Origin of the sequence: Nonomuraea sp. B10E15 (genome assembly GCF_039871615.1) — a bacterium.
GTDB lineage: Bacteria > Actinomycetota > Actinomycetes > Streptosporangiales > Streptosporangiaceae > Nonomuraea.
Genome location: NZ_JBDPMB010000010.1, coordinates 281,757 through 296,704 on the forward strand (window position 1 = coordinate 281,757; position 14,948 = coordinate 296,704).

Annotated in this window: 14 protein-coding genes; 10 read left to right on the forward strand and 4 right to left on the reverse strand. The window is 70.2% G+C overall.

Translation table 11 applies throughout. The features are described from left to right. Nucleotides 1-22: 22 nt before the first annotated feature. From ABGB14_RS27470 to eccCa, 3 genes are read right to left on the reverse strand one after another with little or no spacing between them, the layout of a single operon-like run. The gene (locus tag ABGB14_RS27470) at nt 23-1,099 is read right to left on the reverse strand and encodes a transglycosylase SLT domain-containing protein (RefSeq protein ID WP_347646696.1); all 1,077 of its coding nucleotides are present in this window, start codon (nt 1,097-1,099) and stop codon (nt 23-25) included. Continuing rightward, nucleotides 1,096-1,380 carry a hypothetical protein gene (locus tag ABGB14_RS27475; protein ID WP_347646697.1) on the reverse strand — a complete coding sequence of 95 codons (285 nt, stop codon included), beginning with the start codon at nt 1,378-1,380 and terminating at the stop codon, nt 1,096-1,098. Before ABGB14_RS27475 ends, ABGB14_RS27470 begins: the two co-directional genes overlap by 4 nt. Before the next feature lies 1 nt (nt 1,381). Further along, nucleotides 1,382-5,368 carry a type VII secretion protein EccCa gene (gene eccCa / locus ABGB14_RS27480; protein WP_347646698.1) on the reverse strand — a complete coding sequence of 1,329 codons (3,987 nt, stop codon included), beginning with the start codon at nt 5,366-5,368 and terminating at the stop codon, nt 1,382-1,384. Between the two features lie 103 nt (nt 5,369-5,471). On the opposite strand from eccCa, the gene eccD reads away from it, so the two are divergent. From eccD to ABGB14_RS27530, 10 genes are all read left to right on the forward strand, one after another. Next, entirely contained in the window at nt 5,472-6,908 is a 1,437-nt protein-coding gene (gene eccD / locus ABGB14_RS27485; protein ID WP_347646699.1) for a type VII secretion integral membrane protein EccD, read from the forward strand. A 56-nt stretch (nt 6,909-6,964) separates the two neighbouring features. After that, nucleotides 6,965-7,417, forward strand: coding sequence for a YbaB/EbfC family nucleoid-associated protein (locus ABGB14_RS27490; RefSeq protein ID WP_347646700.1), 453 nt, complete (start codon nt 6,965-6,967; stop codon nt 7,415-7,417). A 110-nt stretch (nt 7,418-7,527) separates the two neighbouring features. Then, nucleotides 7,528-7,854, forward strand: coding sequence for a WXG100 family type VII secretion target (locus ABGB14_RS27495; RefSeq protein ID WP_347646701.1), 327 nt, complete (start codon nt 7,528-7,530; stop codon nt 7,852-7,854). A 4-nt stretch (nt 7,855-7,858) separates the two neighbouring features. After that, nucleotides 7,859-8,173, forward strand: a complete 315-nt coding sequence (locus tag ABGB14_RS27500; protein WP_347646702.1) for a WXG100 family type VII secretion target — start codon at nt 7,859-7,861, stop codon at nt 8,171-8,173. A gap of 65 nt (nt 8,174-8,238) precedes the next feature. Continuing rightward, entirely contained in the window at nt 8,239-8,646 is a 408-nt protein-coding gene (locus ABGB14_RS27505) for a hypothetical protein (protein ID WP_347646703.1), read from the forward strand. 5 nt (nt 8,647-8,651) lie between these two features. Continuing rightward, nucleotides 8,652-9,851 carry a hypothetical protein gene (locus ABGB14_RS27510; protein ID WP_347646704.1) on the forward strand — a complete coding sequence of 400 codons (1,200 nt, stop codon included), beginning with the start codon at nt 8,652-8,654 and terminating at the stop codon, nt 9,849-9,851. A 10-nt stretch (nt 9,852-9,861) separates the two neighbouring features. Continuing rightward, complete coding sequence (locus ABGB14_RS27515) at nt 9,862-10,335, forward strand: hypothetical protein (RefSeq protein WP_347646705.1); 474 nt, start codon at nt 9,862-9,864, stop codon at nt 10,333-10,335. Between the two features lie 15 nt (nt 10,336-10,350). After that, nucleotides 10,351-11,592 carry a hypothetical protein gene (locus tag ABGB14_RS27520; protein ID WP_347646706.1) on the forward strand — a complete coding sequence of 414 codons (1,242 nt, stop codon included), beginning with the start codon at nt 10,351-10,353 and terminating at the stop codon, nt 11,590-11,592. 52 nt (nt 11,593-11,644) lie between these two features. Next, a complete protein-coding gene (locus ABGB14_RS27525) occupies nt 11,645-12,670 on the forward strand; it encodes a hypothetical protein (RefSeq protein WP_347646707.1) in 1,026 nt (341 codons plus the stop codon). 18 nt (nt 12,671-12,688) lie between these two features. Next, on the forward strand, nt 12,689-13,492 hold the full coding sequence (locus ABGB14_RS27530) for a hypothetical protein (RefSeq protein ID WP_347646708.1): 804 nt from the start codon (nt 12,689-12,691) through the stop codon (nt 13,490-13,492). Between the two features lie 9 nt (nt 13,493-13,501). On the opposite strand, the gene eccB is transcribed toward ABGB14_RS27530, so the two are convergent. Continuing rightward, nucleotides 13,502-14,908, reverse strand: coding sequence for a type VII secretion protein EccB (eccB, locus tag ABGB14_RS27535; protein ID WP_347646709.1), 1,407 nt, complete (start codon nt 14,906-14,908; stop codon nt 13,502-13,504). Nucleotides 14,909-14,948 lie beyond the last annotated feature (40 nt).

A 14,948-nucleotide genomic window follows, 5' to 3' on the forward strand; every position in this document is an offset into this window, starting at 1 on the left:
CGCACGCGCGGGCGGCCGGATCTCAGTAGCCGCGGTAGCCGTCGCCGGTCTTCACCCCGACGACCCCCGGGACCGCGGACACCGAGCCGTACTGCTCGATCGCGTAGCGCACGCCCGCGATGATGTTGTCCACCGGGTTGTAGATGTCCTTGTGCCCGGGCAGCGAGTGGGAGTCGAAGGTCGGGTCGATGGTCTGCATCAGGCCCTTCGACGGGATGCCTGCGGCGGCGTTGGAGTCCCACAGGTTGATCGCGTTCGGGTTGCCGCCCGACTCGTGCTGGATGATCATATAGATGTCGTTGGGGTTCATCTTGTCGACCGGATAGCCGTGCTCGCGCAGGATCGCGATGGCCTGCTCGATCCACTCCTTGACCCGGCCCGTCGGAGCCGGGCCGCCGCCCGCGGGAGGCAGGCCGCTGGGGCCGTACCCGCCGGGTGTCATGGGGCTGCCGCCGGGCCCGCCGTTGGCGCTCTGCGCCGTGTAGCTCTCGGTGCGCTGCCAGTCGAGTTCGTGTCCCGGCCCGGGCGTGAACTCCTGCTCCCCTGCCGCCTTGATCTTCGCGAACGTGTTCGTGCGGTCGCCCAGATACCTGGCGATGTCGTCCTTGGCCCCGGTGACCGCCTCCTTGGCCTCGCGCACCGGCGTGCGCGCGTCCTCGATCGCCTCGGTGACCATCGCGCCGATCTCCCGGTCGAGGTCCGCCTGCTCGGCGTCCGGGTGGTTGTCCCGGTACGTGTTCGCGCGCGTCAGCAGCCGGTCGCAGATGCCGTTCACCCTGCGCTTGGACGACTCCAGCACGTTGGCGGCGTTGTCCAGCGACGACGCGCAGTCGACCAGCGCGTCGTTCAGGTCCTGCCCCGCCTTGCCGTAGTCGCGCATGTAGGTCACGAACGCGTCCGCCGAGCCGCCCTCCCAGGCCAGGTCGACCGTGGCCACGGCGGCCCCGAGCGAGCCCGTGTTGCCGAGCACCTTGCCGGCGGCCGAGCGCCAGCGCCTGGCGATGCCGCGGATCGACTCCGGGTCGCCGCTCACCTGGTCGGCCATGTTCGCCAGCCGGCTTCCGTTGGGCAGGTCGCGGATTCCTTCGGGGGCACTCATCCGGGGTTGTTCGCTCTCCGTACGTTGTCCTGAACCAGGTCGAGCGCCCGCTCGACGCCGCTCACCAGGCTCCTGGCCTTGCCGAACTCGCTGTCGGCGGCCAGCTCCACGTCGCGCACGGCGTCCGCCAGCGCCGACGAGTCGCCCAACCGGCCGAAGATCGTCGAGTCCGGCCGGTCGTGCGGGTAGCTCTCCGCCAGGTCGAGGAACTTGCCCGCGACCGTCCTGGCCGACGTGCGGCAGTCGTCGAGAGCGTCGAAATGGATGTCCAGCCCTGCCATGTCAGTCCTCCGCCGGTGGCCAGATCGCCGTCTGCGTCAGCCGCGCGCCCAGCCGTCTGTCCACGAACAGGCCACGTCCTGGCGGCTGCGGCTGCGCCCGGACGTTGCCGAACAGGAACCCCTCGTCCTTGCTGCCGGAAAGCACCACCGCGGGGCTGGCCAGGTCCTTGATCCGCTGGATGATGGGGTCGAACATGGCCCGGCCGAGGCCGCCCATCGCCCGCGCGAGGATCAGGTGCAGGCCGATGTCGCGGGCCTGCGGCAGCAGCTCGGCGAGCGGCGCCAGCGGGTTGCTCGACGTGGCCACCAGCTCGTAGTCGTCGACCACGATGTAGAGGTCGGAGCCCTTCCACCAGTCGCGCGCCCGCAGCTGCTCGGGCGTCAGGTTCGCCGGCGGCAGCCGCTTGAGCAGCGCGTTGCGGGCGTCGTCGATCAGCTCCTTCGCGGCCGAGGCGGAGGCGGCGTAGCCGATGCGGTTCTCGCTGACGGCGGTGTCGAGCAGCGACCTGCGGTAGTCGATCACGAGCAGCATGGCCTCGCGCGGCGTGTTCCTGGCCACGACGTTCTCGGCGATCAGTTTCAGCAGGTTCGACTTGCCGCTCTCGGTGTCGCCCACGACGGCGAAGTGCGGGTCGGCCTCGAAGTCGAGCAGCACGGGGGAGAGCGTGGCCTCGTCGACGCCGATGGCGATGCGGTTCTTGCCGGTCTCCTCGACCCCGGGCAGCGACGCGGCGGGCAACATCGAGGGAAGCAGCCTGACCCGCCTCGCGGGCTGGCCGTGCCAGGACTCCCTGACCGCGCGGACCAGGCCCTCCACCCCGGAGGCGACGTCCTCGGCGTCCTGCACGCCGTCGATCCGCGGCAGCGCGCCGAGGAAGTGCAGCCCGTCCCTGGTCAGCCCGCGTCCCGGCACGCCCTCGGGAACGGCCAGCGACTTCTTCCTGTTGATCTCGGACTCGTACGCGTCGCCCAGCTTCAGCTCGATCCGGGTGCCGAACAGGTCGCGGATGCCGGGCCGGAACTCCGACCACTTGTTGGTCCCGGCGATCACGTGGATGCCGTAGCCCAGGCCGCGCGCCGCCAGGTCGGTGATCATGGGCTCGAGCGCCTCGAAGTCCTGCCTGATCGTCAGCCAGCCGTCCACCACGAGGAAGATGTCGCCCCAGCCGTCGGGCTGCACGGAGCCCTCGGCCAGCCGCCTGCGGTAGGTCGCCATGGAGTCGATGCCGTTCGCGGTGAACTCCCGCTCCCGCTGCTGCAGCACCGACACGATCTCGGCCACCGTACGCCGCACCCGCTCGCCGTCGAGCCTGCTGGCCACGCCGCCGACGTGCGGCAGCCCCTCCAGCGTCGCCAGGGCGCCGCCGCCGAAGTCGAGGCAGTAGAACTGCACCTCGGCGGGCGTGTGCGTGAGGGCCATGCTGGCGATCAGCGTGCGCAGCGCCGTGCTCTTGCCGCTCTGCGGCCCGCCGGCCACGCCCACGTGCCCGGCCGCGCCGGACAGATCCAGCCAGTACGGGTCCCGCCGCTGCTCGAACGGCCGGTCGATGATCCCCACCACGGCCTGCAACCGGCCCCGGCCCGGCCAGCCGGGCGTCGTCAGCCCCAGCTCGGGAGTGATCGACAGCGGCGGCAGCAGGTGCGCGAGCGTGGGCGGCTCGTCCAGCGGCGGCAGCCAGATGCGGTGTGCGGGAGGACCGTGCCCGGCCAGGCGGTCGACGACGATGTCGAGCAGGGTCTCCTGCGAGGAGTTGTCCTCCTCGGGGGCGGTCTCGGTCTCCTCCGGCTCGTCGACGAGGGGGACGGGCACGAACTCGGTGCTGTACTCGACGACCTCCCTGATGGGGATCGTGCCGTCGGGCGAGGCCACCTGCCGGCGGTCGGCCTGGTACGCGCCGGACACGTACGCGGCCTTGAACCGGGTCATCCCGGTCGTGTCGAACTTCAGGTAGCCGTTACCCGGCGCCGACGGCAGCTCGTAGGCGTCGGCGACCCCCAGCACCACCCGGCTCTCCATGGCGGAGAACGTTCGCAGGCCGATCCGGTACGACAGGTGCGTGTCGAGCCCGCGCAGGCGTCCCTCCTCCAGCCGCTGCGAGGCCAGCAGCAGGTGCACGCCCAGCGACCGGCCCAGCCGGCCGATCATCACGAACAGGTCGATGAACTCGGGCTTGGCCGTCAGCAGCTCGCTGAACTCGTCGAGGACCACGAAGAGCGTGGGCATCGGCTGCAGGTTGGCGCCCTGCTCGCGGGCGCGTTCGTAGTCGCGCAAGGAGGCGTAGTTGCCGGCCGCGCGCAGCAGCTCCTGCCTGCGGACCATCTCGCCGTGGAGCGCGTCGTGCATGCGGTCGACGAGCGGCAGCTCGTCCTCCAGGTTGGTGATGACCGCGGAGACGTGCGAGAGGCCGTCGAGGCCGAGGAAGGTCGCGCCGCCCTTGAAGTCGACGAGCACGAAGTTGAGGATCTCCGAGGAGTGCGTGACGGCCAGGCCGAGCACCAGCGTGCGCAGCAGCTCGGACTTGCCGGAGCCGGTCGCGCCGATGACCAGGCCGTGCGGGCCCATGCCGCCCTGTGCCGACTCCTTGATGTCCAGTTCGACCAGCCGCCCGTCGGCGCCGAGCCCGATCGGGACGCGCAGCCGGTTCCTGCCGGCGCGCGGCCGCCAGCTGTGCGCGGGGTCGAGCGTGGTGGGGTCGCCGACGCCCAGCAGGTCGGTCAGCGTCGTGTTGGTCGCCAGCACGTCCTGCGCCTCGCCGCCGCCGGCGGTGGAGGCCCGCAGCGGGGCCAGCTGGCGGGCCAGCCCTTCGACTCTCAGATAGTCGAGCGCGTCGGGGTCGCCGAGCCGGTTGGTGCTCTCCTTGCCCGCATGGTCGATCTTGACCATGTGGAAGCCCTCATGGTTGATCCGCAACCGCAACGTGCTGCGCTCCTCGACCACGCCGGCCGAGTCGGACAGATCGATGACGGTGACGCCGTCGATGGCGTCCGCGCCGAGCTGCGAGTCCTGCGGCACGTGCCCGCCGTCCAGGATGAGCACGTGGTACGGCAGCGCGTCCGACGGGGACCCGGGCCGGAACCTGGCCCGCTCCTTCAGCTCGCCGCCCACCAGCTGGTCGAGCTGGGCCAGGTTCTCGGCCATGAGCCTGACCTGGCCCGCGCCGTCGGTCTCGTCGGGGTGCAGCGCGTGCGGGAGCCACTTGACCCACTCCCAGTGGCTCATCCACTGCCTGCTCGCGCACACCATGATCCGCATGTCGTCCGGTGAGTGGAACACCACCATCTGCGCCACCATGGCCCTGACCAGGTCGCGGACCATCGGGAGGTCGCCGTCGAGCTTGATCCTGGCGAACGAGTGCAGCGCCACGGCCACGGGCAGCTGCGAGACCGTCGAATGCGTGCGGATGAACCTGCGCAGGGCCCCGGCGGTCAGCGCGTCCAGGTCCTCGACCGGTTTGGAGTCCGGCGGGATGAGCTGGACGGCGAGCTTCTGGATGCCGGTGCCCAGGCGTACGGTACTGAAGTCGTCGTCTCGGGGGCGGCGCTCCCACAGCCGGGGGCCCATGGCGGTCCACCAGAGCGTGTCGGGGGCCGGCCCGCTCCATTCGAGGGCCTCGCGCTGCTGGATGGCGGCCCTGCGCACCTTCTTGCGGATCTGGGCGAGGTAGCGGAAATAGTCGCGGCGGGCGCCGTTGAGGCGGTTCTTGCGCTCGCCCGCCTGGCGGCCCATCTGCCCGATCGTCATGCCGACCATGGAGAAGGCGAACAGGCCGCTGGCGACGTACATGATGGGGTTGGCACGGGTGCCGCCCGCGGTGAACATCAGGCCCATCGCCGCCGCGCCGGCCACCATCGGCAGCCAGGTCAGCACGGCCATCATGCCTTGCGACTGGACCTCGGGAATCTCCGGCGGCGGCTCCAGCAGGATCTCGCCACGCGGAGGCTTCGGGCTTGGGCGGCGCTCAGGGCGCCGGACGACGACGATGCTCACCCTTGGTACAGGCCCTTCTGCTGCTCCGGATGTCCCTTCTTACCAGATGTGACAAACGTCCGAGTTGGGGTCGGAGGTAACTCAGGCTGGATATGTTGGTGTTGTGACATCTCTGGCGGAAATCCCGTTCGCGCAACAGGGCGGTCTGCACCAGATGCCCGCTCCACTGCCTCCGTTGTGCCACGTCACCGTGGTCGGGCCGCGCAAGAGGGCCGACCTGGCGCTGCCCGCCGACATCCCGCTGCCGCACGTCCTGCCGGGACTCCTGCGGGCCATGGGAGAGCTGGGCGGCGAGGCCGCCGCAGGGCCGGGCTGGACGCTGCAGCGGCTGGGTGGCGCGCCCTTCGACCTCGGGCGGAGCCTCGGCCAGCTGGGCGTGCTCGACGGGGAGATCCTCTACCTGCGGCCGCGCGAGGTGGCGCTGCCGCCCGCGCGCTTCGACGACGTCGCCGACGTGGTGGCCACCGGAGTGCGCGAGGGCAAGGGCAAGTGGGACGGCGCCCACACGCGCATGATGGGCGGCGGTGCCGCCTGCGGGCTGCTCGCCGCGGGGGCGGCGGCGCTGGCGTTCGGCGGGCTGAACCCGCTGCTCACCGCGGTCGTGGCGGGTGCGCTGGCGCTGCTGCTCGTCGGGGTGGGCGTGGCCGTGTCGAGGGCGGTCGGCGACTCGGGGGCCGGCGCGCTCGTCGGTTACGCCGCGTTGCCGTACGCGTTCCTGGCCGGGCTGCTCGCCCCCTCGGCGGGCGGGGGGATGCCGGCGCTCGGTTCGCCCCAGATACTCGGCGCGCTCGCCTGCACCGCGCTGGTCGCCACGATCGCCGGCACCGCCGTCGCCGACGGCGTGGCCGGCTTCCTCGGTACGGCCATCGCCTCCATGGTGGGCGCCGTGGGCTCGGCCGTGGTGATGGTGACGGGCGCGCCCGCCGCCGGGGTCGCCGCGGCCTGCGCGGCCGTGGTGATGGCGTTCAGCCCGTTGATCCCCGTGCTCTCCTTCAGGATCGCCCGGGTGCCGCTGCCGGCGATGCCCACCAACGCCGAGGAGCTGCGCAGCGACAACCAGAACCTCGACAGCGCCTCCGTGCTGGAGCGCACGGGAGCGGCGCGGCGTTACGCGACCGGCATGGTCGTCGGGATCACGCTGGTCGGGGCTGGCGCGCACGCGCTGCTGGTCATGGAGGGCCGGTGGATCGCCGTGGCCATGTCCGTGTGCCTGGCGCTGACGCAGCTCCTGCGGGCGCGCGTGTTCCAGGGCGTCGGCCAGCGGCTCTGGTTGATGCTCACGGGTTTCGCCGGGATCGCGGCCGTCGCGGTCGAGATCGGCGTGGTCGTCGGCGGGGTGGCCGCGGTGGCCGTGGTGCTCGCGCTGCTGTGGACCGCGATGATCGTGGTCGGCATGGGCGTGTGGTTGCCCAACGGGCGGCTCTCGCCCTTCTGGGGCCGCGCGGGCGACATCGTGGACTGGCTGTTCATCGTGTCGCTGGTGCCGCTGGCGCTCGGCGTCCTCGACGTCTATGCGTGGGTACGCGGCCTGGCGGGCTGAGGTCGGCACACGGTTTGTGCGGATCTGCATGCCGCAATTGGTGCGTATGAGGCAGGATGACGCCTGTGACGGATTTCGGGGACTTCGGCAACATCGACATCGACAAGCTCCTGCACAGCCTGGAGGACCAGGTCAGCAAGTCGGAACAGGTGCAGAAGTCGATGGGCCGGCTGGTCGGCCGGGGCGAGGACGACGACGGCCTGGTGGTGGTGGAGTACGCGCACGACGGGCTGCGTACGCTCGACATCCGCCCGAAGGCCATGCGGCTGAGCTCGGGCGAGCTGTCGGAGCGGATCAAGGCCGTCCTGCAGGACGCCATCGAGGACCTGCAGCGCCAGATCGACGAGTTCATGACCGAGACGTACGGCAAGGAAGCCAACCCCATGCGCATGATCGACAACCCGGCGGCCCTGCTGAAGGACGTCAGGCGGGCGGAGGGCAGCTACGAGCGTGCGTTCGAGGACGTCATGGGCGAGCTCACCCGCATCCGCCGCGAACTCGACCTCTAGCTTGACGGCAAGGGTTGCGGATCTGTTACATGTTCTTTTTGGGACATCTGTTAACACAGTGGCTTTTGGTGCTTGTATGAGTGCTAAAGCCGAAATACCTGGAGGTGTCAGTGGTTGACTTCTACGGCGCGAGCCCTGGCCAGATCTCGAAGGCGTCCGGACACGTCGTCGACACGGCACAGTACATCGAGGGTCTGCGTACGGCTACCGAGACGACCGCCAACGGTCTGCTCAGCACCGGCTGGCTGGGACCGGCGGCGGCGAAGTTCAGGATCGCCATGACCAACTGGGACGCGTCCATGCGGGCGGTGCGGACCGACCTCGAGGGCATCGCCGACAAGATGGGCGTCAACTCGGTCGTTTACAGCGCCACCGACCAGGACGTGCAGGCCGGTGTCGGCCGCGTCGAGTCCCTGATCAACGTCGACGTCAAGTAGGGGGATGAAGATGGGCGCCGAGCTCGACTTCACCAAGGTCAACTTCGGGCAGATGGATCTCGCCCAGGGTGACTTCGTCAAGATCCTGGGTTCCTTCGAGAGAGCCACCGAAGAGCTTCTGGCCAAGCTGAGGACCGAACTGGCCGGCCACTGGGAAGGTGGCGCCGAGGAGTTCTTCAGGCAGCACGAGCAGAAGTGGAATCAGGCCGAGGCTCAGATGCGGCTGCAGCTGGACGAGCTGCAACGTGCCGTCCAGATCGCCAACGAGAACTACCGGGCCGCGGAGGCCCGTAACAAGTCCATCTGGTACGACGGCTGAAACCTGAGACCACATAATTCCCCCGGCCACCGCACGCGGTGGCCGGATCGTGTGAAGGGGGGCACATGGGCGAGTCGTGGCCGGGGCTCGACGACACCGACGACGAGCTCTACTACAGCGTGAGCAAGATGCGGGCCGTCGCCGACGACCTCGAGGTCGCCCTGGGTGCCACGCAGGGTCCGGGTGGCACGAGGGAGGGGGTGACAGGCTCCGTCGAGTCTCTCACCCGGTATTTCTCGCTCGACGAGAGCCACATCGGCAGCTGGCCCGCGGCAAGCGCGTTCGCGGCGAGCGTGAGCAGCATCATCCCTGACACGAGCACCTACGGCCCGTACTTCATGGGGCGCGGGCACGGCCTCGCCTCTCTCTACCAGGCGTACGTGGAGTGCTGCCAGGAGGTCATCCAGGCGATCAGGGAGAGCGCCGACGTCTACGAGAGAACCAACCCCCCGCAGGCTGACGCTGGAGAGTGAGCTGAGTGGCAGAGCGGAGCGTCGAAGTCCGCGATCCGTCCGTCAGGCCGACGGAAGTCTGCATCGCCGCGAAACGCGAGCAGATCCTCGCCTGGCTGGAGAACACCTCGCCGGTGGAAGTCCACGACAGGGGCATGACGTACGGCAAGGTGGCCGAGACAATCAGGTCGGTGGCCGACGCGCTCCCCGACGTCGGCACCGCGCTCAACGGCGCGTGGAGGTCCGGCAGCGCCGCGAAGACGCAGCAGGCCCTGCGCAAGCTCCAGGCCAGCGGCAGCCGGCTGGCGACGGCCATGCAGGACATGTCCGAGGCCCTCACCCTCTACGGGCGCGACTACCTGCCGCAGGCCATCGAGGAGGCGCGCAAGGACGCGTCCGGTGACCAGGGCGAGGACGGCCCGGCCCGGCTGGCGCTGGAGAAGCTCAACCGCCGCATCATCAGCCTGTACGAGAACAAGCTCCCGCAGACCGTGAGCGTCGACCTGCCGGAGGTCTCCCCGACCGGAGACACCGGCGGCACACGGCGCATGCCGCTCGAAACGCAGGCGAGCTACCGGCAGGGCGACTACTGGAACGGCGGCTCGGGTTCGTCGGGCGGCTCGACCGGTTCGAGTCCCTTCGGCGGCACCGGCTCGCACAGCGGCACCGGAACCCCGGGGAGCGGACCCGGCTCCGACAACGGTTCGGACAGCGGCAGGGACACCGGTTCTGACGGCGGCACGGGCGACGACCCGGCGGCGGAGTCCCCGGCGTCCCCCGGCGACCAGACCGGCTCCACCGGCGATCAGAACGGCCAGTCGCCGACGGAGCAGAACCCCGGCGACGGCACCGCGCCTGCCGTGATCGACAACAACGCCACCGACACGCCTGGCGACACGAGGGATCCCGGCAGCACCGAGTCGGCCAACGCGCCCGTGCAGAATCCCCCCACCGCCCACACGCCGGTGACCCAGCAGCCCGTCGGCTCCCAGCCTCCGGGCACGCCGGCGGTGATCGGCGGCGGCGGCTCGTACACCCAGGCGGGCACCCCGGGGGCCGTGTCGGCGCGGCCGGGGGTTGGCGGCATGGGCATGCCGTTCCTCCCGATGGGAGGCATGGCGAGCGGCGAGCAGTCGCAGGACCAGGAGCGCTCGACCTACCTGACCGAGGACCGCGACATGTGGCATCCGGGGGAGCGCTCGACCTCGCCGGTGATCGGCGCCTGAAGGAGACAGGATGGCACTCGAACGCGATCCGGACTGGCCCGGTGCGTCGGACAAGGACGAGACGGAAGACCCCTACACCAACCGCACCGAGGTGCGGCGCATCGCCGGGGAAATGAACGAGCTGCTCAAGAAGATCAGGGATTTTTCCGGCTTCCCGGTGACGGAGTTCGCCGGTCCGGTGGGTGGTGAGGCCTCCGAACCGGAGCTGCCCACGGGAGCCGGCTCCCTGAGCGACCTCCAGCGATACTGCGCCCTCAACGAGCACCAGACGGGCCAGTGGCCGGCGGCCATGCAGTACGGTTTCTCGGCGCAGATGGCCTACAGCACGCTGGTCGGGGAGCCGGGCGCCAACAGCAGTGGCCTCTACGCGCAGCTGGTCGCCAGCGCGGAGCAGACCTTCGACGAGGGGCTGATGGAGATAGCCGCGACGTCGGAGAGAGCCGAGTCCGCGAACGAAGAGGCCGCCACGCAGCGGGACGTCTGATAGGAAGACGCGAACATGCCCGAGCCCGAGACGACCACCACCCGCCTCCACCTCAACGACGCGAGCCTGGACACCTCGACGCCCGACGCCTCGTGGATGAAGAGCACCGTCGCCAGCATCGGTTTGATGGACAGCACGATCGACGAGGTCAAGAGGTACATCGACGAGACGGACCCCGGGTCCGTGAAGCTGGCCGGGCTCTACTACGAGGCGGCCGAGCCCTTGCTCAACAGCTTCGCCGCCGACCTGAAGACGAAGGCGGCCGACCTGGCGAAGCACTATCAGGGCCCGGCGGCCTACCAGACCCAGTTGCAGTTGCAGGGGCTGGCTGCCAGCGCCCGTGAGCTGGCCACGAAGCTCGGCGCCATGGGAAGGTCGCTGAAGGGATACGGCGAGACGCTGCGGTGGGCCCAGATGAACGTCGTCGAGTCGGCCTACCGCGACTCACGTTCCGACCAGGACATCGACTACGCCGCCGTGCTCAATCCGTTCAACAGCGCGAACCGCGGTGACCACCGGGCGGCCGACCACATGAAGGCCGTCAACGAGCGGATCGTCGGGCACTACGAGCAGCTGCCCAGCGAGGTGCAGCAGGCGCTCCCGATCGTCGTAACACCTGAGATGCCGGACTTTCAGAACGGTCCGCGCCTGCCCGGCGGCCTGCCGGTGGGCGACCACACGAACCTCGGCGGTTACGACCCCAGCTCGTTCGGTCCCGGCTCGGTCAGGGGCGTTCCGGCGGTGGCGGGGCCGGGTGACGGCGCCTACCCGGGTGCGAACTACCCCGGCGGCGACCGTCCCGGGTCAGGCGACCTGCCCGGCGGAGACGGCCCCGGAGACGGCTCCGTGGGCAACGTTCCGTCGGGCCAGACCGGCATGCCCGACGGCGCGAACCCCGGAGACCCCGGATCCGTCGCCGGCCCCACCGCGGCCGGACCGAACTCGGGCGGCACCGACCTGGCGGGCTACGACCCCTCGCTCGGGAACACCACGCCCGGCGGGACCCAGACCACGACCGGAGGCCCCGGCACGGGCACCGGCGTCCCCGGCGGCGGGAGCGCGGGCAACGGCGGCGCGGCCCTCGCGGGCGCGGGGCGTACGGGAGCGGGCGGTATGGGCTTCCCCATGATGCCCATGATGGGCGGCGGTGCGGGCGGTCGCGACCAGGAGAACGACAGGGAGAGCACGACGTGGCTCGCCGAGGACGACGACGTGTGGGGCGGCCCCGAGGGCACCACACAGTCCACGATCGCCTGACCCGTAGCGGGCGTCGTGTACGGCTCCGAACCCACAGACAGAAAGGGCGGTCATGGACACAGGGGGTAACTTCCCGGGCGGTTTCCCCGGTGCCGGGGCCTTCGGCGCCAACGTAGAGATCAAGTGGGAGCACGGCGCCATCGAGAAGGCCGGCAAGGACATCGGCGAGCAGGCGCCGAACATGGGAAGGATCGCCCAGACGACCGGCGGGATCCGGGTCGAAGCTCCCGCGTTCGGCCTCATCGGGGTCGGCCTCAAATACGCGCACGACCAGACGAAGGACGGCGCGGTCAGCGCGCTCAACACGGCCAAGGACGTGCTGGCCGACTACGAGAGCGCCCTCGATTCGTTGGAGAAGAACTACCGCAAGGCCGACAAGGACAGCGACGGGGTCATCAAGATCGGCCCCGATGATCCCGGTGGCGGCGACGAGTTCGACCCCACCGCGTTCGACATGCCTGGGGGAGATCTGCCGGGCGGTGACCTGCCGGGTGGTGACCTGCCGGGTGGTGACCTGCCAGGCGGCATCCCGGAGTCCGACTTGCCTTCGTCCGAGATGCCGGACACCGATGTGCCGTCGCCGGAGATGCCCGACACCGACGTGCCGACGCCGGACATGCCGGACAGCAACGTGCCGTCGCCGGACATGCCGGAGATGCCGGACGCCAACGTGCCGCAGGCCAACGTCCCCTCCCTCGAGGACCAGCTCAACCGGGAGGTCCCCGAGCTCGACCCGAACGCGCTCAACCCCAACGGCACCGACCTGGCGGGCTACAACCCTTCGGTGCCGAACCCTTCGGTGCCGAACCCCTCCACGTCCCTCGGCCCCGGATCCGGGCCTGGCATGGGCACCGCCCCGCCGTCGGGCGGCGCCACCTCCGGCGTCCAGCCCGGCGCGGCCGGCGCCCGTGGCGGCATGAACGGGATGGGCGGCATGCCGTTCATGCCGATGATGCCGGGAGCCGGTGGCCAACAGCAGGAACGCGAACGGGAGAACCCCGAGTACGTGCGCGGCGACGAGGCCGACTGGCTCGACGACATCGACATCGCGCCGCAGGTGATCGGCGGGGAAGAGTAGGAAGGGCGGCAGCGCCGGATGCCATTTGATTACACGGGATATTCGAGCGACCGGTGGCAGTTCATCACCGCGGCCTCGATGGCGACCGCGGCCGCCCTGGTCCTCTACGAATCCCCGTCGGCCAAGCGCATCGCGCTGGCGATCGGGGTCTGCGTCTCCAACCCCGGAGGCATACGGGATGCCGCCGGCCAGTGGCAGTCCCCCTCGACCGGCGACGGTGAGATCGACTTCGACGGCATCCGGCAGAGGGTGCTCGACGTCAAGGAGCGGATCTCCAGCGGTGATCTGTGGGCGGGGGAAGCCAAGGAACTCGCCTCGGATTCGATGGACAAGCTGCTCGAGCAGGTGGACACCGCTAAGCGGTATTTCTCGGGCATGGGCGGCAGCATGGAGTGCTGCAGCACCATCTATCACTACGCCGCGGAAGTGTTCATGGCCGTGGCCACGCTGATGACGGGCGTGGCCGTCTGGCGCCTGAGCACCAGGGTGGTCCCGCTCGTCGGGGTCCAGATCGCCATCAGGGGAGCGATCCACGGAATCCTGGCGGCGCTGGGCGAGGTCGTGAGCGGGCTGGCCGTCAAGCTGGGCAAGACCCTGATGATGACGGCCGGCGTCGTCGCCATGGTCAACTTCATGTGCGCCTCGATGTCCCAGACGCTCACGCAGAACCGCCCCAAGCCCGACTTCGCCCCGACCGGGGTGGAGTACGTGCCGCCGGAGCAGAAGGACGGCGTGGGCAGCCTGCAGCCCACGAACAACGGCATGCCCAACATGGACGCCATGAACCCGGGCGGCGGCGGAATGATGGGCGGCATCATCTGAGGCTCGCGCCTAAGAGGCCGTCACCTGCAGCGGCGACCGGGCGGCCTCGGGATCCAGCGTCGGGCCCTCGGGCAGCAGGTGCACGAGGTTGCCCGGCATCGGCGCCACGTCCTCCGCTCCGTACCCCAGCTTGTTGATCTGGTCGGCGGACGTGAGCGGATATTTGCGTCCCTGGTCGGAGAGCAGGAAGTAGGTCTGGACTGAGCCCTTCTGCCCGTCTCCGGGCAGGAGGCCGCCCAGTGCCGCCGCCCCCGCAGGCATCAGCACCTGGTCGAAGTGCTCCTGGTCGCCCCGCGAGCTCGGCGGCGGGATGCTCATGGTGCCGCCGACGGTCACCTTGGCGCGGGCCGAGCCGTTCTGCGTGTCGGAGTACACCGAGCAGAGCGGGCTCGACGAGGGCACGACCTTCGGCAAGGTGGTGGGCAACCCCGACACGGCGAGGTTCTGGCGGGAGGTCCTGGCGTTCGCCGTGGCGGCGTCGATCTCCAGCGGCTCGGCGACCTGCCTGCCGTAGGCGCGCTTGATGGCGGGGTCTTCGAGCAGCAGGGTGGCCTGGGTGAGGGTGATGGGCGCGAGCCCGTCGGCGAGAAGGACGTACCACCGGGCCGCGGCCCCGCTCACGCCCTGCACGGTGTACACCTGGCCGATGGCGGCCCGGCCACCGCTCGGCCCGCGTACTTTCCGGCCCAGGTTCGCGATCTTCGGCGGCAGGAAGTCGGGTCCGGGAGGAATGGCGTTGATCCAGGTCGGGGGCACCTTCTTGGGCCGGGCGTTGAGCGCGCGGACGCCGCTGTCGTTCACCTTCATCCGGGTGTCGTTCCAGATGACCCACGACTGCTTGCCGTCCGTGACGACCAGCGCGCCGGCGCCGACATGCGCGCCGCCGACGTTCGTGCCGCCCACCAGCGTGACGTACGGCACCGGCGTCCCCGAGGCGTCGGGCGCCTCGGTCACGCACACCGACCAGGGCCCCTTGACCAGCTTGTCCTTCTCGGGCAGCGAGTCCGGCGCCCCGGCGATGCCCACCAGGGGCCCGCGCGGATACTTGGCCAAGGAGGCGGCGGAGACGCTTCTGACCTCGAAGTTCGACGTGTCGAGCAGCAGCAGGGCGGAGACGTAGTTGGCGACCGGCAACAGGCGCTGCTGCTCCTGGCTGTAGACGTATTTGGCGCCGGTCTCCTCCTCGACGAGCAACCTGCCGGGCTCTTCGAGCTTCGTCGCGTTGCCGGGGCTGAGCAGCCCCCAGATGCCGAACGCGGCCATGATCAGCACCGCGACGATGATGCCGCAGAACGTGGCGACGTTGTGCCGCCGCATCGGCGTCTCGGGCACGTCGGGCTCGGCCTGCAGCAGCGCCAGGCCCAGGCGCTGCTGCATGAGCCGATGCGCCTGATAGAGGTCCTTCTGGGTCTGCATCTCACCTCTCCCGAGTCCCAGGAATCAGCATAGAGCGCTC

Coding starts and splice junctions, on each gene's coding strand:
- ABGB14_RS27470 (WP_347646696.1), bottom strand. CDS start 1,099: ATGAGTGCCCCCGAAGGAATCCGCGACCTGCCCAACGGAAGCCGGCTG.
- ABGB14_RS27475 (WP_347646697.1), bottom strand. CDS start 1,380: ATGGCAGGGCTGGACATCCATTTCGACGCTCTCGACGACTGCCGCACG.
- ABGB14_RS27490 (WP_347646700.1), top strand. CDS start 6,965: ATGACGCCTGTGACGGATTTCGGGGACTTCGGCAACATCGACATCGAC.
- ABGB14_RS27500 (WP_347646702.1), top strand. CDS start 7,859: ATGAAGATGGGCGCCGAGCTCGACTTCACCAAGGTCAACTTCGGGCAG.
- ABGB14_RS27505 (WP_347646703.1), top strand. CDS start 8,239: ATGGGCGAGTCGTGGCCGGGGCTCGACGACACCGACGACGAGCTCTAC.
- ABGB14_RS27515 (WP_347646705.1), top strand. CDS start 9,862: ATGGCACTCGAACGCGATCCGGACTGGCCCGGTGCGTCGGACAAGGAC.
- ABGB14_RS27520 (WP_347646706.1), top strand. CDS start 10,351: ATGCCCGAGCCCGAGACGACCACCACCCGCCTCCACCTCAACGACGCG.
- ABGB14_RS27525 (WP_347646707.1), top strand. CDS start 11,645: ATGGACACAGGGGGTAACTTCCCGGGCGGTTTCCCCGGTGCCGGGGCC.
- ABGB14_RS27530 (WP_347646708.1), top strand. CDS start 12,689: ATGCCATTTGATTACACGGGATATTCGAGCGACCGGTGGCAGTTCATC.
- eccB (WP_347646709.1), bottom strand. CDS start 14,908: ATGCAGACCCAGAAGGACCTCTATCAGGCGCATCGGCTCATGCAGCAG.